At 42.4% G+C, this 19905-nt stretch carries 21 protein-coding genes; 2 read left to right on the top strand and 19 right to left on the bottom strand.

Annotated elements, in window-relative coordinates; genetic code table 11:
• Positions 1 to 51 precede the first annotated feature (51 nt).
• The 8 genes from ACWIUD_RS07235 to ACWIUD_RS07270 are packed head-to-tail and all read right to left on the bottom strand — an operon-like array spanning position 52 to position 8818.
• Complete coding sequence (locus ACWIUD_RS07235) at positions 52 to 2409, bottom strand: STT3 domain-containing protein (protein WP_454148089.1); 2358 nt, start codon at positions 2407 to 2409, stop codon at positions 52 to 54.
• Entirely contained in the window at positions 2406 to 2600 is a 195-nt protein-coding gene (locus tag ACWIUD_RS07240; RefSeq protein WP_454148091.1) for a hypothetical protein, read from the bottom strand. Before ACWIUD_RS07240 ends, ACWIUD_RS07235 begins: the two co-directional genes overlap by 4 nt.
• A 21-nt stretch (positions 2601 to 2621) precedes the next feature.
• A complete protein-coding gene (locus ACWIUD_RS07245; protein ID WP_454148093.1) occupies positions 2622 to 3113 on the bottom strand; it encodes a TlpA family protein disulfide reductase in 492 nt (163 codons plus the stop codon).
• Positions 3110 to 3631 carry a peroxiredoxin family protein gene (locus ACWIUD_RS07250; RefSeq protein ID WP_454148095.1) on the bottom strand — a complete coding sequence of 174 codons (522 nt, stop codon included), beginning with the start codon at positions 3629 to 3631 and terminating at the stop codon, positions 3110 to 3112. The genes ACWIUD_RS07245 and ACWIUD_RS07250 overlap by 4 nt, the downstream gene beginning before the upstream one ends.
• On the bottom strand, positions 3628 to 4269 hold the full coding sequence (locus tag ACWIUD_RS07255) for an ABC transporter ATP-binding protein (RefSeq protein WP_454148178.1): 642 nt from the start codon (positions 4267 to 4269) through the stop codon (positions 3628 to 3630). Before ACWIUD_RS07255 ends, ACWIUD_RS07250 begins: the two co-directional genes overlap by 4 nt.
• A gap of 1 nt (position 4270) precedes the next feature.
• Entirely contained in the window at positions 4271 to 5740 is a 1470-nt protein-coding gene (locus tag ACWIUD_RS07260) for an ABC transporter permease (RefSeq protein ID WP_454148097.1), read from the bottom strand.
• Between the two features lie 10 nt (positions 5741 to 5750).
• Positions 5751 to 7325: an ABC transporter permease gene (locus tag ACWIUD_RS07265; RefSeq protein WP_454148099.1), complete on the bottom strand. Its 1575-nt coding sequence runs from the start codon at positions 7323 to 7325 to the stop codon at positions 5751 to 5753.
• A gap of 17 nt (positions 7326 to 7342) precedes the next feature.
• On the bottom strand, positions 7343 to 8818 hold the full coding sequence (locus tag ACWIUD_RS07270) for a Fe-S-containing protein (protein WP_454148101.1): 1476 nt from the start codon (positions 8816 to 8818) through the stop codon (positions 7343 to 7345).
• Between ACWIUD_RS07270 and ACWIUD_RS07275 the strand changes: the two genes are divergently transcribed.
• Both ACWIUD_RS07275 and ACWIUD_RS07280 read left to right on the top strand, forming a co-directional pair.
• Positions 8798 to 9118 carry a hypothetical protein gene (locus ACWIUD_RS07275; RefSeq protein ID WP_454148103.1) on the top strand — a complete coding sequence of 107 codons (321 nt, stop codon included), beginning with the start codon at positions 8798 to 8800 and terminating at the stop codon, positions 9116 to 9118. The two genes, ACWIUD_RS07270 and ACWIUD_RS07275, sit on opposite strands and share 21 nt — an antisense overlap.
• A 45-nt stretch (positions 9119 to 9163) precedes the next feature.
• Entirely contained in the window at positions 9164 to 9397 is a 234-nt protein-coding gene (locus ACWIUD_RS07280; protein ID WP_454148105.1) for a hypothetical protein, read from the top strand.
• Between the two features lie 90 nt (positions 9398 to 9487).
• Here the strand turns inward: ACWIUD_RS07280 and ACWIUD_RS07285 are convergent, their stop codons facing one another.
• From ACWIUD_RS07285 to ACWIUD_RS07335, 11 genes are all read right to left on the bottom strand, one after another.
• Positions 9488 to 10012 carry an iron transporter gene (locus tag ACWIUD_RS07285; RefSeq protein ID WP_454148107.1) on the bottom strand — a complete coding sequence of 175 codons (525 nt, stop codon included), beginning with the start codon at positions 10010 to 10012 and terminating at the stop codon, positions 9488 to 9490.
• Positions 10013 to 10063: 51 nt separating this feature from the next.
• Positions 10064 to 12238 carry an FTR1 family iron permease gene (locus ACWIUD_RS07290; protein ID WP_454148109.1) on the bottom strand — a complete coding sequence of 725 codons (2175 nt, stop codon included), beginning with the start codon at positions 12236 to 12238 and terminating at the stop codon, positions 10064 to 10066.
• Between the two features lie 66 nt (positions 12239 to 12304).
• Positions 12305 to 13483 (bottom strand): hypothetical protein, encoded by a 1179-nt coding sequence (locus ACWIUD_RS07295; RefSeq protein WP_454148111.1) that lies wholly within the window; start codon positions 13481 to 13483, stop codon positions 12305 to 12307.
• A gap of 98 nt (positions 13484 to 13581) precedes the next feature.
• A complete protein-coding gene (locus tag ACWIUD_RS07300; protein ID WP_454148113.1) occupies positions 13582 to 13713 on the bottom strand; it encodes a hypothetical protein in 132 nt (43 codons plus the stop codon).
• 74 nt (positions 13714 to 13787) lie between these two features.
• Positions 13788 to 14750 (bottom strand): shikimate dehydrogenase, encoded by a 963-nt coding sequence (locus ACWIUD_RS07305; protein ID WP_454148115.1) that lies wholly within the window; start codon positions 14748 to 14750, stop codon positions 13788 to 13790.
• Entirely contained in the window at positions 14747 to 15349 is a 603-nt protein-coding gene (locus ACWIUD_RS07310) for an SH3 domain-containing protein (RefSeq protein ID WP_454148117.1), read from the bottom strand. The genes ACWIUD_RS07305 and ACWIUD_RS07310 overlap by 4 nt, the downstream gene beginning before the upstream one ends.
• Positions 15342 to 16154 carry an AAA family ATPase gene (locus ACWIUD_RS07315; protein ID WP_454135330.1) on the bottom strand — a complete coding sequence of 271 codons (813 nt, stop codon included), beginning with the start codon at positions 16152 to 16154 and terminating at the stop codon, positions 15342 to 15344. Before ACWIUD_RS07315 ends, ACWIUD_RS07310 begins: the two co-directional genes overlap by 8 nt.
• 97 nt (positions 16155 to 16251) lie before the next feature.
• Positions 16252 to 16440: a hypothetical protein gene (locus ACWIUD_RS07320; protein WP_454148119.1), complete on the bottom strand. Its 189-nt coding sequence runs from the start codon at positions 16438 to 16440 to the stop codon at positions 16252 to 16254.
• A gap of 32 nt (positions 16441 to 16472) precedes the next feature.
• Positions 16473 to 18419: a 1-deoxy-D-xylulose-5-phosphate synthase gene (dxs, locus tag ACWIUD_RS07325; protein WP_454148121.1), complete on the bottom strand. Its 1947-nt coding sequence runs from the start codon at positions 18417 to 18419 to the stop codon at positions 16473 to 16475.
• Entirely contained in the window at positions 18420 to 19007 is a 588-nt protein-coding gene (locus ACWIUD_RS07330) for an HNH endonuclease (protein ID WP_454148123.1), read from the bottom strand.
• Entirely contained in the window at positions 19007 to 19879 is an 873-nt protein-coding gene (locus tag ACWIUD_RS07335; protein WP_454148125.1) for a DNA-methyltransferase, read from the bottom strand. Before ACWIUD_RS07335 ends, ACWIUD_RS07330 begins: the two co-directional genes overlap by 1 nt.
• Between the last annotated feature and the right edge of the window lie 26 nt (positions 19880 to 19905).

The following is a 19905-nucleotide window of genomic DNA, read 5'->3' on the forward strand; positions in this document are numbered from 1 at the left end:
TTTTTCGCGCTAGATTCTGCGTTTTACACGCGATTCGCAGAATCTACCCCCTCACCTAACCTTCCACGCTTTGGAATGTGGGGATTTGTAAAGCATTTGAAATAATTTTCTATCATAATTTTCATATAAGAAAAACTGCACCAATAGCGAGTCATTCGTCCGCTCATCGATTAAGAAAAATCGTCCCATCTCCACAGAAAACACCGCAATCAGCGCGCCTTTTTCATTTTCATAATTCACTTTATCCGTCTGCAAGGTATTATGCACTCGCTCAACCTTGTGAAATGCCTTTACTTGGAGCGTTTTCCCGCTTTCGATATCCGTTACCACTCCATTTTTGGGATTAAATCGCACCTTTTCATCTAGCACAAATTCATCGCCATCAACTCCCACGCTGTAATACCGCACGAGTTTTTTATCCGTCCGTGTCGCCTTTCCGTTGCGTAAATCAATATCGCTAAACTGCTCGATTGTCGCGGTTAGCTCAAAAAGCTGATACGGGATGAAAATATAAATCTCGCGCTGTTTTTCAACTCCGCTAAAATGCTCCATATTTTCAAAAACGGCGTTTGGATTATCGCTAGTGCCGTATTTTGCGATGATTTTCTCCACCAAATTCATCTTTTTATCATCTTTTTCAAAATACAAATTCGTAGCGATATTCATCAAATTATACGCCGCCCTCTGATTTGTCTCGGTGATGATTTTTGCCGCTACAAAGTGCATTACGCCATCCATATCGATGCCAGAGATGATTGCGCGGGTATTTGTGTAATACGAAGTCAAAAATCCATAATCCCACCAGCTAATCGTCACATTTTCCCTACTCGCAGAATCTGCCTTTATCTCATTTAGCGCGCCCATCTCTTCGCTGTAAAGCGCGGGTGCATAACCGATATTTTTCCCAAAATAAAAATGCGGTATTATGCAAACTCCCGCAATCACCGCATACGAAATGATTTTCACACCATAAATTACGATTTTATCATCAAAAATCTGCTTTGCCCCCTGCAATACAAAATACACAAAGTAAAACACGCCGATGGCAAACACAGGCGAGGCAAACATAGAAAAGCGAATGCCAAGTTTTATCGACAAAAGTCCAAGCAAGGCAAACGGGAGCAAAACTAGCGTTTGCGGTTTTTTATAAAACAATAGCAAAATCCCAAGTGCGCCAATGGTAAATGCCGTGTAATCGCCAATTATCCGCACCACCGCACCATAAAAATCAAGCGGTTTTAGCTCCATAATCGTATCCGTGACGCCACGCACGATGATATTTGCATTTTGCAAAGTGTCTCCCGCCACCACATACAGCGCAAAACTGCTAATAAATCTATCGACATTTGAAAGCAGTCCAATGGCGAGTGCGACTAAAAATAGCGTGACGGATTTGTATTTTAACTTTGCTTTGATTTGATTTGTGAGATTCTGCGCGATGAAAACTTTATCGCTCACAAAATGCAAATACACCGCCAAAAGCGCGAGTTTTAGGAAAATATTCATATTGCAAAGCGCGATTATCAAAACGCCAAGCAGCTCCAAAACCCTCAAATCATCCCTTTTAAAAATTAGCGCGTAGCAAATGCCTAAAAACACTCCCGCCCCAAGCAAGGCAACGGCACTTGTCGTATGCCACGCAATCGCCATAATGCCAAAAATCGCCCCCAAAATCGCATAGCGCAATTTCGCAGAATCTAAAATTTTCAGCAGAAAATACGCCACAAATAGCGGGATTGTCAAAATTAGCATATCCGTATCATAATATCCGCCCATCGTGCGCACGGAATACGCCTGAGTTATGGGCGCAAGAAGTGCCGCAAAAAACGCCACCAAAGAATTTGAAAAATTTTTGGTAATCAAAAACACAGGAATGACAAGCAAAATTGAAAGCACCATCGGCATATAAAAGAAGAGTTCATCAAGCGAAAATGGCAGGATTTTATAAAGCGTCACACTCAAAAGTGCCGGCATCTCAAACTCCGCAGATGGGAAAAACGCAGAATCCCCCTTATTCCCCTCCAAGCGGTCGCGCGTGGCGTTTGCGTAGTGGTATCCGTCATTTGTGGTTAAAATGCGCTCGTCATTAAAAAAATATTGTGGCATAAACTGCATAGAATCCGCATACGCAAGGCGCAAGTGAAGCACGCACGCCATCGCAACTATCATCAAAATAATATCAATCACAAAATATCTCGCCAAAAACTCATAAAAACGCCTTGCCTTCTCAATCATCACGCACAATCCTTGCTGAAAAAATATTTTGCGATTATAGCAAAGTTTGGATGGATTTTGACGCAGAATCTTATTTGGATTCTGCGAAATTTGTGGCGAGATTATGTGATTTTGGAGCGAGATTCTGCGAAATTTGTTTTGATTCGCAGAATCTAATGCGTTAAATTTCGTCATTGCGAGAAAATTCGCAAGAATTTTCGTGGCAATCTATAATGCAGATTCTGCGAATTTAGATTCTGCGATTCGCACGGGAATTTTTGCGAATACTTCGTCATTGCGAGACTTGCGAATGCAAATCGTGGCAATCCATTTTTAGATTCTGCAATTTCTTGCGAATCGCAGAATCTAAAACGCCAAAAATCCACACAAAACCCAGAATCTGCCCTTTATAGCGCGCTTAAAATCTTGCCCTTTGGTATCAAACCTACGAATTTTTCTTTGACTTTGCCATCTTTGAAAATCACAATCACAGGGACGCCTTTCACGCCACCTACGATTTGGCTAAAAAATCGCCTAGCACTATTTTCGTAGAAAATCGGCAGTGAGATTGCGCTTTCTTTTGCGTATTTTTGGGCTAAATCTTTGTTTGGTGCGTCGCCTAAAATGCCATAGATTTTGATATTTTCATTTTCTAATTCTTGCGCGATTTCTTGCAAAATGGGGATTTGCGCTTTGCAAACGCCACAAGTGGTGGTAAAGAAAAATAAAATGAAGTTTTGTGAAAAATCTGTGTTAGATTCTATGATTTTCAGCACCCCATTTTCATAAACCGCATTTATTTTTCCCGCATTTATCGCTTCAAACTCGCCTTTGCTCTCCAAACACCCGCATAGCAAAATCGCGTAAAATACCACACACGCGCATTTAAAAAGATTCATAGCCACTCTTTGATTTGTGCTTCAACCTTGCCAAAGTCCGTTACGCCGATGATTTTGGCGCGAATCGTATGCTCTTTGTCTAACAGAACGATTGTAGGCGTCATATTGATAATAAATCGCTTCGCACTCGCCCCCAGCGAATCGCGCAAAACGCGCGTATTTGGCAGTGGCGTTTCCTCCAAAAACTCCATTATTTCCTCTTTTGAATTTGCCATATTTATCGCAATGGAGGCAAGATTCGCGCTTTTGGCATAATTATCAAGCGCAGGAATTACGCCCACACAGGCTTCGCAACCATTTTTATAAAACACAATCGCAACGGCTTGTCCGCTAAAATCGCGCAAATTAACGCTTTGTCCCTCCAAATCCATAGCCACGATTTCGGGGGCGGATTCGTTTAATGTAGCGTATTTATCGCCATCACACGCGCTAAAAAAAATCGCACTAAAAATAGTCGCACTAAAAATCGCCACGCAAAGCACAAACGCGCAGAGATTCGCTAACAAGCGCGGTTTCATAACATTTCTCCGTGCTTTAAAAGCACTTTTTTGTTGCCATATTCGCCTAACTCGGGGTTGTGCGTGATTAAGATTATCGTTTTGCCCTCATCGCGCAGTTTGCAAAATGCTTCTAACACGATTTTTTCATTTTCGCCATCCAAATTGCCCGTAGGCTCGTCTGCTAGTAAAATATCGGGGTTGTTTATGAAAGAGCGCGCAATGCAAAGTCTTTGCTGTTCGCCCCCGCTTAGTTCGCTTGGCAAATGTGAGATTCGATGCCCTAACCCTACTTTTTCAAGCGCGGCTTTGGCGTCATCGCTATCAACTGCGGAGTGATAAAATTGCGCAAGTTCGACATTTTCAAGCGCGGTGAGATATGGGATAAGATGAAATTGCTGAAAAATTAGCCCGATTTTCTCCCTGCGAATCACAATCTTTTCCTCTTCGCTTAAATCTCTCATAGATTTTCCCATAAGGCGATATTCCCCTCCACTAGGCTCATCAAGTAATGCGATGATATTTAAAAGCGTAGATTTTCCACTGCCACTAGGTCCCATAATGCTAACCCAATCGCCCTTTTGGACGGATAGATTCACACCTTTTAGCGCAACGACATTGCCAAACGATTTGTTTATATTTTGCAATTCTAAAACCATATTATTCCCCTTTGAGATTTGTGATGATATTGACATTTAACGCCTTTTTGATAGGGTAAAAACTCGCCACAAAGGCAAAAAATAGCGTGATTCCCACTGCGCCTACTATGCTTAAAAATCTAAAAGAAATGCTTGAATTAAATATAATCCACCCAAGCAGATTCGCCAAAGCATAGCCACAAATCGCGCCCACCACGCTTGAAATCAACGCCAAAAGCAAAACCTCCGCGCCAAAGAGTTTGGCGATTTGGCTTTTTTGCGCTCCCAAGCTCAAATGCAAGGCGACTTCCTTTTTTCGCGCAAAGATTATCGCGCTAAGGCTTGTATTTACGCTCAAACTTGCGATAAATAGGATTGTAGCACAGATTAGAAAGATAAGCGATTTGATTTTGTTTAGGACTATGCCTTCGCTGATTGACACCTGCGCTATGGGCTTTGCGACTATTTGCGAATCGCTTAACGATTCGCCTATTTGTTTGACTTCGGCGAAGTTGCCGTATAAAACAAGTTTGGCGTAGTGGATAAATGGCTTTGGCGCGTTGTCTTGTGGGCAATTTGTTCTGGGGTATTCATTTGCGTTGTTTTGATACGAAACTTCGCTCAATGGACTTTTATGTCCTATTTTCGCTCGTTCCACATCAAAACAACGCAAAGCAACACCGCCATTACTTCGATTGTTTGATTGCGAATTGTGCGCTGTGTGAGATTCTGCGATTAGATTCTGCGAATTTGTGGTAGATTCTGCGTTTATTTTGTCATTCTGAGCGAAACGATAGTTGAGCGAAGAATCTCTATTTTGAGATATTTCGCTTCGCTCAATATGACAATTTGAAGCGTCCTCCGTAAGGGAGGGGGGATTTTCTGATTCGCTTGCCAAATTCTGCACCACTTTTAACGGCGCAAACACAATCCCATCAAACTCATCTCCGCTTGAAATTATCCCCTTAACCTCCAAATCCGCGCTTTCTAGCGTCTTTTGATTGGTTAGCGTGATAGTATCACCTGCTTTGATTTCCGCACTTTTTGCCAAACTAACGCCCACAAATGCGCTAGATTCGCTAAAAACGCTATTGCCAAAATGCCCATCAACCACTTCGATAAAAGGGAAAACGCTCTTTAACGCGCCAAAATCCACACCTGCGACAATCGCAGAGTTGCTCCCCAAGCTAAATGAGCCATAAAGAAAGGGCGCGGCGGCTTTTAGCTTGTCTTTTGGGATTTGGGCGATTTTCTCATCATACAAGCGCGAATCTATGTGATTTTGCCCGTGTGTGGGGGAGATAATGAAATTTGCGCCATAGACTTTTAGCTCATTTGATAACTTGTATTCAATGTCTAGCAAAATATTTAAAAACGCGCTACTCACACACGCGCCGATAAAAAGTGAGATTGCAATCACGCTCACACGCGCAAAAGAGACACGCAGTGAATTTAAAATGCTTTTGTAAAAAAATGCGTTATTTGCGTTCATTTTCGCCTCCCTATCGCCCATACAGCACATTTGCAGGTAAAAGCGCGTTGATATTTTTTAGTAGCATTAGTGAGCCACAAAGCGAGATAAACAGCGCAAATGCGATAGATAATGGCAATGCAATCCACGAAATCGGCAGTGTGTGGGCAAAAATGCTAAGCGATATTAGCTCTGCTACGCCTACACCGCCAAAAAAGCCGATGATTGCGCCAAAAATGGCTATGACACACGATTCGCCCGCAAAAATCGCATAGATTTGCCAAAGACTTGCGCCAAGCACTTTCATAAGCCCGATTTCCTTGCGTCTGCGCTGAAATTCCGCGCTTAACAACGCGCCAATTCCCACACTTGCCACAAGCAGACAGATTATGCTAGTAACCCCCATAAGCCCTTGAATCTTTCGCACAATAGAGCTTTCCGCATCGCTAACTTTGATTTGCGCTTTGGCAGACGCGCCTTTGAAGTCTTCTTCGATTTGGTAGGCAATCGAACTTGCAAACGCGCTACAATACCAAGTGTCAAATTCTACATCGTTTAGCCCATCCAAATTGCGCCGTGCTTTGTAGCTAAGCGTGTTTTCGGGGATTGTGAATGCAGAGACTTCGGCTTTGGCGAAAATATTGTCCTTGCCCATTAGCTTTTGCGCTAACGCCAAAGAGCCTACTATGCGATTGTCATAAACGCCACTATTTGATAAGATTCCGCTGACTTTGGCGTGATATTGATTTGAATCGCGTGAATCAGCGGTAGATTCGCGCAAAATTAGCGTGTCGCCGATTTTTATATTTTCTCTTTTTGCAAGTTCGCTTCCCACAAGGATAGAGTTAAGCGAATCATCTGCCACCCATTCGCCCTCCACGCTCCACGCGGGATAGAGCATTTTCACGCCTGTGCTAAATTCGGGCTCGTCTTGGACGCCGATAATCTTATCAAAATATGTTCCTGTAAATATTGCAGTTGAATCGTTTTTTGCAGAATCTGCGATTATTTTGTCATTCTGAGGTTGTGTAGCAACCGAAGAATCTCTATTTTGAGATATTTCGCTTTGCTCAATATGACAATTTAAATTAGATTCTGCGATTTTTGTTTGATTCGCAGAATCTTTATTACTCTCCGTCATTGCGAGATTCTGCGTAGCAGAATCGTGGCAATCTATTTTGTTTTTATGGATTGCCGCGTTCGCTTCGCTCACTCGCAATGACGATTCGCTTGAATCGTTTGCATTTAAAACAATCGACAAATTGCCTATCTCCACCCTAGTGTCCAAAAATGGCGCAAATGCGGTAATATTATTGCGCCAAAAAATTTCCTTTATCAAATGTAGGCGCGATTCCTCCAAATAGCTCTCACTTTGCAAAGGCGCAAAAATCTCATCGCCCACTTCCACGCTAAGAGTTGTCCCCTTTGGCAAAACCACGATATTGCTCCCATAGCTACGCAAATCTTTGGCGATTTGATTGCCGATGCCTAGCGTAATATTTAGCATACAGCTTATTAGCAAGGTGCTTGCGATAATCGTAACTAGGGAGAGAATCTTTTGAAATCTGCTCCCGCCAATAGATTTTCTAATCAAATTTAGCGTCATTTTTAGCTTACTCCATTTTAACTTTCTTGGTGATATTTTTGGATTATGTATAACGCGCTTTGTTCGCTAGGTGCGTAAAATTCAGGCTCTTTGACAAAGGCGTCATAGTTTTCTTGCGATTGAAAAAAATATGTCCGCCCGTTAAATTCATAGCGAAAAAGCGCATCTGTGTTTAGCAATTTTGCGCCACTCACAGGGTCGGTTACTTCTTTGCTAACGATTTTGCTAAAATAATTTGCCCCGCCTAGCACATTTTGAAGGCTAATGCGAATCGTGCCATTTTCGTTGCTAAATTCTAACGGGATAGGATTGCACCCGCCAAATTTCCCCACAGATGGCAAGAAAATCCGCACATTACACGCGATACAGATTAGCTCTCCACCGCGCTTGATATAGCCCATATCGCCACAGAGCGCACACGCATCAAACGCCACCGCAGGGGAGCTTCTATCCTCAAATTTGTTTAGCAAAAAGAAGCGAATCTCTTTGCCCTCATCGTCAATATAGGCGAATCTATGCAGTTTATTATCGCTCAAAATCTCCGCGCTAAACTCAAAAACGCCACTTTGCGGACGCTCCAAAATCGTAGGTTTATCAATCGTCATAGGCTTTGACGCGTATAAATCATAATATAGCAAAATCCCCACACTCACCACACACACGCAAATATTTAGGGCGAACTTTTGGTTTATGAAATTTTTTAGTCCGCATTTTTTGCGATAATCCAAATCAAAAAGTGCGTTTTTATGAATGTAGCGCGGGATTTTTGTAAGGCTCATAATCCCCAAAACTAGCAAAAATCCCATAAAAATATATGGGTTTAAAAACGCGTAATATAGGCTTTTGCCAATGTAGCTAATAAGCGATTCGCCACTCGGGAGGAAATTTTGTCGCACCAAATATAGCAAAATATCCGCAATGACAGGATTTATCGACAAAATCGCAGTGGCAAAAGCGATGATTAGCGTGAATTTTGGCGCGAATTTACGCAAGATTTTTAGCAAGTAAAACACCGCCACACACGCGCCTAGCGCAAGAAGTGTGAGCGCGAAAGAGTTGATTGCCAAAGTATCCAAAATCTCTGCGCCAAAGAGTTTGAAATCCACGCTCTCTTTTAAATATCGCACGAAAAATCCAAGCGTGATAAAGGCAAAAATGCTCTCTTTTAGTAGTGGAATGTCTGCGATTTTTGGGGCGATTCGCGTGGTGAAATAAAGTGCGATTAAGGCAAAAAGTGCAATTAGTAGCAAAATATTTGTGATAAAAATTAGCGTGTCATCTTGCAGATTTTTTGTGGCGATAAAGTGCGCTATATAGGCAAAAACCGCGCCTACGATGATAGAAAATATGAGATTTTTAGGGGCAATCTTTTTGCTTTGAGCGCGTGAATCTATGGTAGATTTGCGCGAATCTTGCGTGAAATCCAAAAAAATTGCACCTAAAAAACTAAGTGGCACTAAAAGCGCGAAAAAATGCACGAAATAAATGGACATTTTTTATCCTTAAAAATTATAATTTCTCTCCCCTTGCGGAGCGAATCTCCAATATCTCCCCCTCCCTTGCGGAGGGGGATTAAGGGGGTGGGTAGATTCTGCGAATCGCAGAATCTAAAAAATATTTGTCATTCTGAGCGAAGCACGAAGTGCGAAGCGAAGAATCTCTGTTTTTTTGAGATTTTTCGCTTCGCTCAAAATGACAATTTAACGCAGATTCTGCGAATCAAACTAAAAATCGCAGAATCTAATGCGAAAATTACCCACCCCCTAACCCCCTCCGCAAGGGAGGGGGAGTAATGGGCGGATTTGTGATTCGCTCTCAACTTCGTCATTGCGAGGGCTTTGCCCAAAGCAATCCAAATCAAGCGACTTAAAAAGACAAGGCAAATCAAAGACAAAAAAGCGAATAAATCAAATCAATACATAGATTCGCCTTTGTGTCATTGCGATTCACAAAGTTTAGATTCGCTTGATTTGGATTGCTTCGGCGAATCTGCGATTCGCCTCGCAATGACAAAAAAATTTAAAGCGTTCCGCAATTCTAGTATCTTGCGCGAGATTCGTGGGTTGTGCTGAAAAATTCGAGCGAAAATAGGACATAAAGTCCATCGAGCAAGAATTTTTCAAGCTCCCGCGAAGGTCGCGTGAGAGACGAATTGCACACACCTATGGTTTTGGGCGTCCTTTGTATTGAAACTTATATTTCACACTAAATGGCTCAAACCACTTATTTACGCCTGTTTCTTTATCCACATGTCGTCCAAATCCTTGCTTTTCAGGGCTTTCGATGAGATAGATTAGCTCATAATTGCCCGGTCCAAAGCCGTCCTTTTCCATAGCGATATTTGCGCCATAGTGTGCGCCATCATCAGCTACCATAGGCATAAATTTACCCATTTTGGACTTTTTGGTATCCAAATTTGTAATCTTATAGCCGATTGTGAGATATGGTATCCAATCGCCCTCCGCAAAGCCATTTTTATTGCCTTTTGTCGCGTGAATGTCTGCCTCTAAGTGAATGTCAGCCTTTGACGCTGCCAAATCAATGCCACGGGGCTCCATTTCGATAGGTTGCAAATAAACCGCCGCGATTTCCATACCATTTTTTTCTTGGCTATCTCCGATAGGCACTTCCGCCGCAAAGACAACCGCCGAGCTTAACGCCAAACCAAAAATTACCTTTTTTAACATTTTATTATCCTTTCTTTTGAAAATTTTTTAAAATCACACAAAAACGATTAGTTACGCATTTGCACCTCCCGTTTTTGGTGATTTTTCTCCCTTTTGAGATAGTTTTCTTGTGGCGATGATTCCGCCGACTATAAAGCAAACTACGATTGCTTGTAGCCCCAAACTCTCATAATACGGATAAAGTCCCGCCCACGAAATCGCATCAAATTGATATGGGATTAGTGTCGGCGTTAAAACTTTGCCTTCGATTAGTTCGCCTACGCCTTTGCCACTGAAACTAAAACACATCAAAAAGATAATCGCCGAAGTGGCTTGAAAAAATAGTTTTATAGGGATTTTCACCGCACCCCGTTTGATTAGCAAGTATAGCACCACCAAAATAATGCACCCCAAAGCCAAACCGCCGATTACCGCGCTAAAATCCGCCGAAGTATTTGAATCAAAAAGCAATGCTTGATAAAATAGCACGGTTTCCGCGCCCTCGCGATAAACTGCCAAAAACACAGTCCACCAAAGCGCGTAAGATGAACCCTTGCTAATCGCCTCTTTTGCGCTGTGTTTGATAAATTCATTCCACTTGTGCGCCTTTGAGAGTAGCCAAAAGCCCACATATAAGAGCAATGCGACTGCAACTAGCATTGTTACGCCCTCTAATAGCTCTCTAAACTGCCCTGCGTATTCCCTGAAAAAATAATACACCGCAAACGCCGTTACAAAGCTCAAAAATACGCCCACGCCAAGCGCAGAATACACGATATTTGTGCGATTGCTGTTGCCACTCTGAATCAAATACGCCACGATTGCCACGACAATTAGCATAGCCTCCAATCCCTCGCGCAAAATTATGCTAAGTGCGGAGATAAACAAAAACCACACGCTTGAATCCTGTATAAAAGTAAGCGAACTTGCGATGAGTTTGTTTAGCTCATCAAATGTTTTTTGCAAGTCATCTTTGGGCGCGTCTGCTTTGATTAACGCCACGCCACGCGTGAATTGCGCTTCGATTTTCATTTTCAAATCTGCATTCATCGCGCCAATCTTATTTTCCATTCCACTACCTTCAAAAATATCCAAATACGCGCTTTGCAGTGCGTCAATTAGCGTTTTTGCACCTTTATTTTGATACGAATCCAAAATATTATTTAGCGCGATTTTTATATCATCAGCGACTTTGGCGTAATCTTTTGTAACCGCGCTCTCATCAAAGCCTTTCACTTGCACAAGCGCGATTTGCTCAGGCGTAATGGTTAGCAAAATATCAAAAAGCTCATCGCTTAAATCCGTGATTTCCTCGCGCAATCGCTTTTCATCAATACTTTTTTCGCGAATCTCACGGGTGATTTGGCGCATAGATTGCTGAATCTTCTTGCCTTTGTCGGAGATTTTGTTGATTGCGATTTCTAACTTTGTGTTGCGATAATCATCAAATTGCGCGCTCTCAATGAGATTTGCCGCGCTTTCAATTTCGCCCTTTTGAAAGCGCATAGCGGCAATGTCAAGCTTCGCGCTGATATTTTCGTAGATAAAATACAGCTTTGGATTTAGCCCTGCGGCTTGTTGAAACTCCGCGCTACTATCGATTAAAGTATTTGGTGCGCCGATGGCAGAATCTGCGTTTTGTTCCCCCTCCCTTGCGGAGGGGGCTAGGGGGTGGGTATTAGATTCTGCGTTCGCAGAATCTACACTAGATTCGCTTGAATTTGCACTCGAATCGCTTGTATCCCCAAGCAACGCTGCAAACATCGCTTCGGCTTCCTTGCGCCTTTGCGCTTCTGCCTTTATCGAATCCGCCTCCGCCTTTGCCTTATCATAAGTCGTATCGCTTACTTCTGCCACCAAGCGAATCCCGCCTTTTAGGATAGGCAAAACCTCGTCCATATCAAAATAAAGCCCCGCGATTAAGGCTTCTATGCGCTCCAAGTCGTTAGATTGTGGGTTAGCCTTATTTTGATATAGTTTGCGTAGGTTAGTGAATCTGCGCTCCATTAGATAGGCTTTTTTGCCCATATTGCGCCCGATATGCCCCTCGATATTTTCAAAATGCTGAAAATACGCGTCCTCTGCTAGTTTTTTGGCAGAGAGATTATCGCCGTTTTTATACACCGCAATGCTTTTATCAAGCATTTCACGGATAATTTTCGCATCCGCTTCAAAATCCTTTGCATTGCCAAAAGCGCAAATTAGCGCAAAAATCGCTAAAAACCTAACTAATTTCATATTTTTCACTCCAAAATTACCCCAAATTCACCCCAAAAAAATTTCGTAGATTCTGCCAGAATCTAAATCCAAAATCTAAAAATTATACGCCACAAACGCTTCGAAATAATTATGCACCTTTTGCGTGCTAAACACCCTGCGGTATTTCGCGCCAATCTCTGCCCCTGCGTATTTACCTGTGGCGACTATATCGATATTGTGAAGCGGTTTTAGCGTCTCTTCGCTTTTGATATTGCCCTTTATATCGCTAATATTGCCATATAAAAATTCAATATCAAAATAATCCGCAAATCCATATCCCACGCCAAAATACGCCGTGAGCGCGTTTGTATCGTAGAAATAACCACTGCCTTTATTTAGCGGACGGCGATTGCCAATCGATGCGAAATCCACCACACCGCCAGATTCTGCGCTTTTGTTAAAGACTTTCATCACGCCAAGTGTCGCGCTTAATTTATGCTCATCCGCAACGGCAAACTCCAAATGCTCCGCCACATCTAAAAAGTGCGTATCAAGCGTATCTTTGGGATTTGCGTGAAAAAATGAATATTTTATACTCGTAGATGACGCGATAAACTCATTGCCTAAATTTAGATTCGCCCCAATCCACGCGCCTAAATAGCTTGGCACTTCGCTTGTCCTCGTCCCGCCGACACTCATAAAATACGCCTCCACCATCAGCGGTTCATAAGAATTATTCGTAATCCCCGCGATAAACGAATCGCCCCTCACATTGTTTTCAAACTGCACGATTTCATTATAATCCGCCACGCCTTGCCGTGAGAACCAATACCCTTCGATTTTTGTCGCGCCTTGCGGGATTTTCACGGCGAATCTCGCCCCTTCGATATAGTCGCTAACCCACTCCAAATCCACCGCTTCGCGCCCCGCACTCACATCAAAATACTCGCTTGTGTAGCCGATAAATCCTTGATATAAAATCGCATTTGAAGCGAGCATATCATTATAATCATCTGTTGTCTTGCCTATCCTGCCGATATTCACGCTACCCATCGCACTTAATCCAAAGCGTAGTCGCTCAAACTCCACGCCCTCAAATCCCAAATACCCATAGAGACTTTGAAAATTGCTTCTATTGCCCGAGTATCCTTGCGAATATTGCGCCCCGACTTGCGCATTGTAAGAATAGTTTTCTTTAAAATGTTTTGCGATTTCATTTTCGCCATCATCGGCAAAAACGCCACTAATCGCCAAACTCGCCGCCATCGAAATGCCTAAAATTTTATTTTTCATATTTGCTCCTTTGAATTTTTAAATTTAAAATCGCAATATTATAATAATAATTCTTAAAAATATTTTAAAGTGAAAATTAAATAAAAATTTCGCAGAATCTAATAAATTTTGCAGATTCTGCGTTTTTTGTTGCAATTCGCAGAATTGATTTTGTCATTGCGAGACTTGCTTGCAAGTCGTGGCAATCCAAACAAAATTGCGAGGCAGTTTGAGCGTAACGAAAACAACAAAGCAATCCATTTTTTGATTTATAGATTGCCGCGTTCGCTTCGCACTCGCAATGACGAAAGGGGAGTTTTATTTTTTAGATTCTGCGAAATGCCAAGTGCATTGCGGTTTCGATTTGATTTGATTTGTGAGATTCTAAAAAGATTTTCGATGCTTCGATTGCCTGAAAAAGAAGCATTTTTGTGCCGTCAATCGCGCAGATTCTGCGATTTTTGGCAAACTCCAAAAACGGGCATTTTTTGCCATACATTAAATCAAAGGCGATTTTTGCGCGTTTGAAAAGCCCTGCCAAAATCGCCCTATCCAAAGGTAATTCGCCATTTATCGATGATGAAGTCGCATTGACAATCAAATCATACTGCGATTCGCCACTGAGATTCGCGCTAAATTCCGCAAAATTCGCACTTTTAAAGCCATTTTGCCTAAAAAATTCTAATCGATTTTCGCTACGATTGATAATCTCCACGCAAATCCCGCGCTCTTGTAAAATAAAGGCAATCGCCTTTGCGCTACCGCCAGCACCGACAATTAGCGCATTTTTTACAAATTCGTCTTTTGGCGATAAATCGGGGAGACTTGTTGTTCGCTTCGTTGATGAACCATTAGTTCTATCGCCTTGCTCACAACTGCGCAACCCCGATTTTTCGCTCAAAATACTAGAATTTGGATTTTTAAAATTCGCGTTTTTTACGCATTTCGCAGAATCTATCAAATTGCGATAAAATCCCATCGCATCTGTGTTATATCCAAAAAGTCGCTCATCACGCCGAACAATGGTATTTATCGCGCCGATTTTTTGTGCGATTTCGCTTACCTCATCACAGGCTTCAAGCGCGATTTCTTTAAATGGGATAGTGATATTTGCCCCGCTCAACCCATATTCGAAAAATTGCTCCCTAAAATCCTCCGCATTTGTGGTTAAATCCATTAAGATTCGCACATACCTTGCGTCAATGCCTAAATTGTAAAATGTGGAGTTATGCAAATACGGCGATTTGGAGTGGGCTATGGGATTGCCAAAAACGGCGAACAGCTTCAATTTCGCCCTTTTTGATTTGCGCCATCTTTTACAGAATCACCCGCATTTTTCGTGCCATCTCCCGCATTCTCCGCACTATCTTTTAGCAAACTCAAAAACGCAAATCCGCCGTTTTCTAACTTCGCCCACTGCCCTTGTATCTCGCTAATGCGAATCACCGCGCCTTTTTTAAATCGCTTTAAGATTTTGCCCTCGACACTTGGCTTTGCGCGGACATTTAGGACTTTTACCTCTACGATGAAATTTCGCGGGAGTTTTGGCAAATCTGTTGTTACGGATTCTGCGGTGTTTGGCGTAGAATCTAGCGCATTAAACGCAGAATCTATCTCATTTGGCAACTCATCTAGCGACTTTACAGAATCTAGCGGTGCTTGTGAAAAATCTTGCGCGAGATTCTGCGAATTTTGCGAAAGATTCGGCGAAAGATTCTGCGAATTTGAAAGATTCGGCGGGTAGAAATCTTCGCCACCGCTTGTTCTCATCGCATTTTGGCGATTTTCCGCGAATAAAAATACGACTAAATAAATCAGCGCACCTATCGCAAGCACGCTAATGTAGGTAAATGATATGACAAATTTTCTGCGCATTTTGCTAAACATCTAAACTCCCTAGTTCGATTGCCGCCATCTCTACAATCTTTTTGGGTATCTCACCCTTGCTAAATAGCGTAGGATTCACGCTGTAATAGTGCTCGCACAAGTCAAAGAGCAAAAAGCACATTCGCGTGATTAGGCGCAGATTACCGCTACTTTGCTTGAAAATAAACTTATAATGCCACTCTTTAAAAAGTCGCGGGATTGAATCTAACCCCGCCTTGCTTAACTTCTGCGCGATGAAAAGGCGGATATTTGGCACATCAAGCTCGCGGATTACGACTTTATCCCAAATGCGCGATGTGAAATAGCTTTCATTTAGCACTTCTTTATGTTTTAGCGCGTGCGTTACCAAAATAAAGCGAAACACACGGCAATCGCTAAGCATTCGAATCACTTCTAACTCTTTATCGCCATAGAGTTGCACTTCATCGATGATAATCGTAGGCGAGAGCTCTTCACGCTTCAAATTCTCGCTAAACGATTTGAAAAACTCATCGCGCGTCATATTTTTGTGGATTTTGATTTGTGGGAGAAATTTTATATGCAACTGCGCTAAAAACGCATTTAGCGAGAGAAATGGGAAAAGCTGGATATGCAATCGCCCCTTTGGGATACTCTGCTCCAACTGCTTTATAAGATAGCTCTTGCCAACGCCGGGCTTACCGGTCAAAATCACGATTTGAAATGGCACTTTTTCAATCAACTGCTCGATGCGATGACGCGCCGAAATATTGATATCCAAATCGATATAATCCATCGTATCGACTTTTTCTAAAAACACGCTCTTTGCTTCGCTAAATGGGTTCATTCAAAACTCGCTAATTGTTAGATTTTATAATCAGATTCTGCGAATTTTAGCGCAGAATCTAATGATTTTTGATTTATAAGCAAAAATAATTCCTAATTTAGATTCTGCGATTAGATTCTGCGAAATTGTGTAGATTCTGCGATTTTTGTGTGGATTCTGCGACTCGTGCGCGAGATTCTGCGATTTTTGTGCGAGTCGCAGAATCTGCGTTTTTTCCCGTCATTGCGAGATTTGCGAAGCAAATCGTGGCAATTCGCAGAATTTGCGAGCGAAGCGAAGCAACCATCCAAATCCTAGATTTTGCGATTTTCGCAGAATCTAGCGCAAATCTTTTTTAATCGCACTTGCGATTTTGCGGGGCGAAATGCCTAAAATGTCCTCAATTTCAGCGGTTTTGCCCTGCTGAATAAATCTATCATCAAATTCAAATGATTTAATCGGCACAAACACCGCATTTTCGCTTAACAAAAGGGCGATTTTTTCGGCGATTCCGCCTTTTTTCACACCATCGCTAAAAACATAGATTTTATCCACGCGCCTTGCTATGCTTAAAATAGTCGCGCTATCAAGGGGCTTTGCAAAGCGCAAATCCACTAAAATCGCGCTAAATCCTAGCAATGTGTTTGTCAAATGTGCGCGTCCCACGCCGTTGCCAAAGGCAAAAAAGGCGATTTTGGGAGTTTTGGATTCTTCGCTTCGCTCACAATGTGGCGGTTCAAACAAAATCTCCGCTTTGCCAAATCTAAAAGGCTTATTTTTAAAGGCGTTGTTTTTTAGCAAAAAGCCACCGCGCGGGTAGCGAAACGCACAAGGCGATTTGTCAAACCCAGCTGCAAAGCGGACAGCAAGCTCCAAACTTCGCTCATCACGGGGAGCAAAAATCGTCATATTTGGGATTAGCGACAAATATGAAATATCAAAAATGCCTTGATGAGTTTCGCCGTCCTCGCCTACGATTCCAGCCCTATCAAGTGCAAATCGCACGGGCAGATTCATAATGCTAACATCGTGGATAATGCTATCAAAGGCGCGTTGCAAAAATGTCGAATAAATCACCACAAAGGGCTTAAAGCCCTCTTTTGCCATCACTGCCATCGAAGTGGTGGCGTGTGCTTCGGCGATGGCGACATCAAAGAAGCGTTCGGGTAGATTATCCATTAGCAAGTCTAGCCCCGTGCCACTAGGCATCGCAGCGGTTACGCCGATGATTTTGCTATCATTTTGGGCTAGTTTTAATAGCTCGTTTGCAAAAATCTTTGTGGGATTGGTGGGCTTTGGCGGATTTAGCGGAGTGCCATCCTTTGTGTCAAATGGCGCGACACTATGCCACTTTTCATACCTGCCTTGCGCGATTTTGTAGCCATAGCCCTTAATCGTCTGTGCGTGAATCAAAACGGGCTTTTTTAAATCTCGCGCCTTTTGAAAAATGCTAATGAGTTCGGCGATATTATGCCCATCGATAGGACCGATATAGCTAAGCCCAAGTTCCTCAAACAAAATGCCGGGCGTGATAAGTTTCAGCGATTCCTCAAATCGCTTTGCCAAAAATGTCGCCGAATCGGGCATTATGTTTAAAAACGACTTTGCTTTATCGCGCAAACTTTGATACATTTTCCCTGCTGTGGCGGTGGAGAGATACTTGCTCATCGCCCCGATAGGCTTGCTAATGCTCATCTCATTGTCGTTTAAAATAATAATCATCGGGTATTTTATGTCGCCGATTTCGTCCAACGCCTCATAGATTAGCCCCGCACTCATCGCGCCATCGCCGATTAAAATCACAGGCACACGATTTTCGCCACGCAATTTTATCGCCCGTGCTGCGCCCACTCCAAGCGACAATGAAGTCGAACTATGCCCCGCGATGAAATAATCTGCGTTTGATTCGCTAGGCTTTGCAAAGCCACTGATACCGCCTGTCTGCCGAAGCGTGGAGAATGCGTCATATCGTCCGCTTAAAAGCTTGTGTGCGTAGATTTGGTGGCTCACATCAAAGATAAATGGGTCTTTATAGCAGTCAAAAACCGCGTGCATTGCGATTGTGATTTCTACGCTACCTAAATTTGAGCTCAAATGTCCGCCGTTTTTGCTTAAAACTTCGATGATTCGAGTGCGAATCTGCGCTGCGATTGCCTTTAACTCATCGATACTTTTGCCTTTTAGAGAGCCAAATTCGCGGTGATTCGCGGTTGAATCTAAATTTGCGTTAAGATTCACGCGTGGATTTTGTGAAATTTGCTTAAAATCTTGCATTGTGTTTCTCATTTACTTTTTCCACACAATATGCCCGTTGATATTGTGTTTTTCATATACTTCAAGCACTTCGTTTAAGAATGCAATCAACTCTTTGTCATCGGCTTCTTTTGCGGTTTCAAGAATTCTTATAAACATTTTCTTACCCGTTTCGGTTTGCTTTAAATTTTTCTTTAAAGAATTATGCCTTGCACACAGCGTTTGTCCATTTTGCAAAGTCGCTTTGCCACCCAAATCTTTGGGCTTTATGTGGTCTATGTGAAGTTCTACACCCTCATTTTTGCCAAGCCCACAAATCACACATTTATAATTATCTCGCTCCAAAATCTGCTTTTTTAGCGCAGGGCTAAAATCCTCCAAATCCTGCCTTAAATGCACCATTTTAGGCTCATAGCGATACACACCTTTGGCGATTTTTTGCAAATAGCCCCTTTGGTGCAAACTGCGAATGCCTCTATCAGGGTCGCGAAATACTTTGCCCGTGCGCTTTTGCCACTCACTCGTTACCCAATCCACAACTTCGGGGTGTGAAATATCGCGTTTAGAATTTGCCTTAAAAAATTCCATTATCAAATCAAGTTGCGAAATTTGCTTATCCATTAAAATAATCCTTCTAAAATAATCTTTGCGTCTTTTTGTATTGTTTGCAAAAAGCGATTTTTTGATAGTTCGCAGTAGCTTTTATCGATTTCAATACCGACAAATTCGCGTTTGTTAAGATAACTCTCTATCATAGTCGTGCCAGAGCCACAAAATGGGTCGCATACCACATCTCCCACAAATGAAAAAAGCTTTATGCACCGCTTTGGCAATTCTCGCGGAAAAGGCGCAGGGTGTCCTACGCGCTTTTTAGATTCACCATTGAAACTCCAAAGTCCATTTGTCCAAGCCATAAATTCATCTTTATTTATGTTGCTAACACCTTTTTGTGTCTTTTTCCACTCGCCTTTGTAAAGCACTAAAATCAACTCCACAGGCGCGATAACATAAGGTGCAGACGCGGAGAGCCAGCTCCCCCACGCCGTGCGCCGTGAGATATTGCCCTCATTCCACACAATCGTGCTGTGGTATTTCCAGCCATTTTTTTTGGCTAGTGTCGTTATATCCGCTCCCACGCTTTGCTGTCCGCCTTTGTTTTTATCAAGCGGGATATTTAGGCAAAATCTCGCCCCATCTTTTGCCCACAAATAGCAGTTTTTTAGCCACTTTTCGCAAAATTTCAAATAGTTTTCATATTCGCCTGTGTCGTCATTTGAGTTGTATTCTATGCCGACATTATAGGGTGGAGAAGTGATGATTAAATCCACACTTTGCGGTGATAAAAGCGAAGTTTTAAGCACAGAATTTTGGTGCAATGTGATATTTTTATGGCTGAAAAATGGCGATAGATTTTCACGCTTTTTGCACACCAAATCCGTAAAATCTACCCTAGATTCTAAATTTTCATCATATTTTTGCGCTATGGAAGTCATTTATATCCTTTTGGTTGCGTATCAAA

It is taken from the genome of Helicobacter sp. 23-1044, from assembly GCF_053654695.1.

What these genes read in the sequence shown, in the direction of transcription:
- ACWIUD_RS07235 (WP_454148089.1), bottom strand. Translation starts at nt 2,409, where the DNA reads ATGACGAAATTTAACGCATTAGATTCTGCGAATCAAAACAAATTTCGC.
- ACWIUD_RS07245 (WP_454148093.1), bottom strand. Translation starts at nt 3,113, where the DNA reads ATGAATCTTTTTAAATGCGCGTGTGTGGTATTTTACGCGATTTTGCTA.
- ACWIUD_RS07250 (WP_454148095.1), bottom strand. Translation starts at nt 3,631, where the DNA reads ATGAAACCGCGCTTGTTAGCGAATCTCTGCGCGTTTGTGCTTTGCGTG.
- ACWIUD_RS07255 (WP_454148178.1), bottom strand. Translation starts at nt 4,269, where the DNA reads ATGGTTTTAGAATTGCAAAATATAAACAAATCGTTTGGCAATGTCGTT.
- ACWIUD_RS07260 (WP_454148097.1), bottom strand. Translation starts at nt 5,740, where the DNA reads ATGAACGCAAATAACGCATTTTTTTACAAAAGCATTTTAAATTCACTG.
- ACWIUD_RS07265 (WP_454148099.1), bottom strand. Translation starts at nt 7,325, where the DNA reads ATGACGCTAAATTTGATTAGAAAATCTATTGGCGGGAGCAGATTTCAA.
- ACWIUD_RS07275 (WP_454148103.1), top strand. Translation starts at nt 8,798, where the DNA reads ATGCACGAAATAAATGGACATTTTTTATCCTTAAAAATTATAATTTCT.
- ACWIUD_RS07270 (WP_454148101.1), bottom strand. Translation starts at nt 8,818, where the DNA reads ATGTCCATTTATTTCGTGCATTTTTTCGCGCTTTTAGTGCCACTTAGT.
- ACWIUD_RS07285 (WP_454148107.1), bottom strand. Translation starts at nt 10,012, where the DNA reads ATGTTAAAAAAGGTAATTTTTGGTTTGGCGTTAAGCTCGGCGGTTGTC.
- ACWIUD_RS07295 (WP_454148111.1), bottom strand. Translation starts at nt 13,483, where the DNA reads ATGAAAAATAAAATTTTAGGCATTTCGATGGCGGCGAGTTTGGCGATT.
- ACWIUD_RS07310 (WP_454148117.1), bottom strand. Translation starts at nt 15,349, where the DNA reads ATGTTTAGCAAAATGCGCAGAAAATTTGTCATATCATTTACCTACATT.
- ACWIUD_RS07315 (WP_454135330.1), bottom strand. Translation starts at nt 16,154, where the DNA reads ATGAACCCATTTAGCGAAGCAAAGAGCGTGTTTTTAGAAAAAGTCGAT.
- ACWIUD_RS07320 (WP_454148119.1), bottom strand. Translation starts at nt 16,440, where the DNA reads ATGGTTGCTTCGCTTCGCTCGCAAATTCTGCGAATTGCCACGATTTGC.
- dxs (WP_454148121.1), bottom strand. Translation starts at nt 18,419, where the DNA reads ATGAGAAACACAATGCAAGATTTTAAGCAAATTTCACAAAATCCACGC.
- ACWIUD_RS07330 (WP_454148123.1), bottom strand. Translation starts at nt 19,007, where the DNA reads ATGGATAAGCAAATTTCGCAACTTGATTTGATAATGGAATTTTTTAAG.
- ACWIUD_RS07335 (WP_454148125.1), bottom strand. Translation starts at nt 19,879, where the DNA reads ATGACTTCCATAGCGCAAAAATATGATGAAAATTTAGAATCTAGGGTA.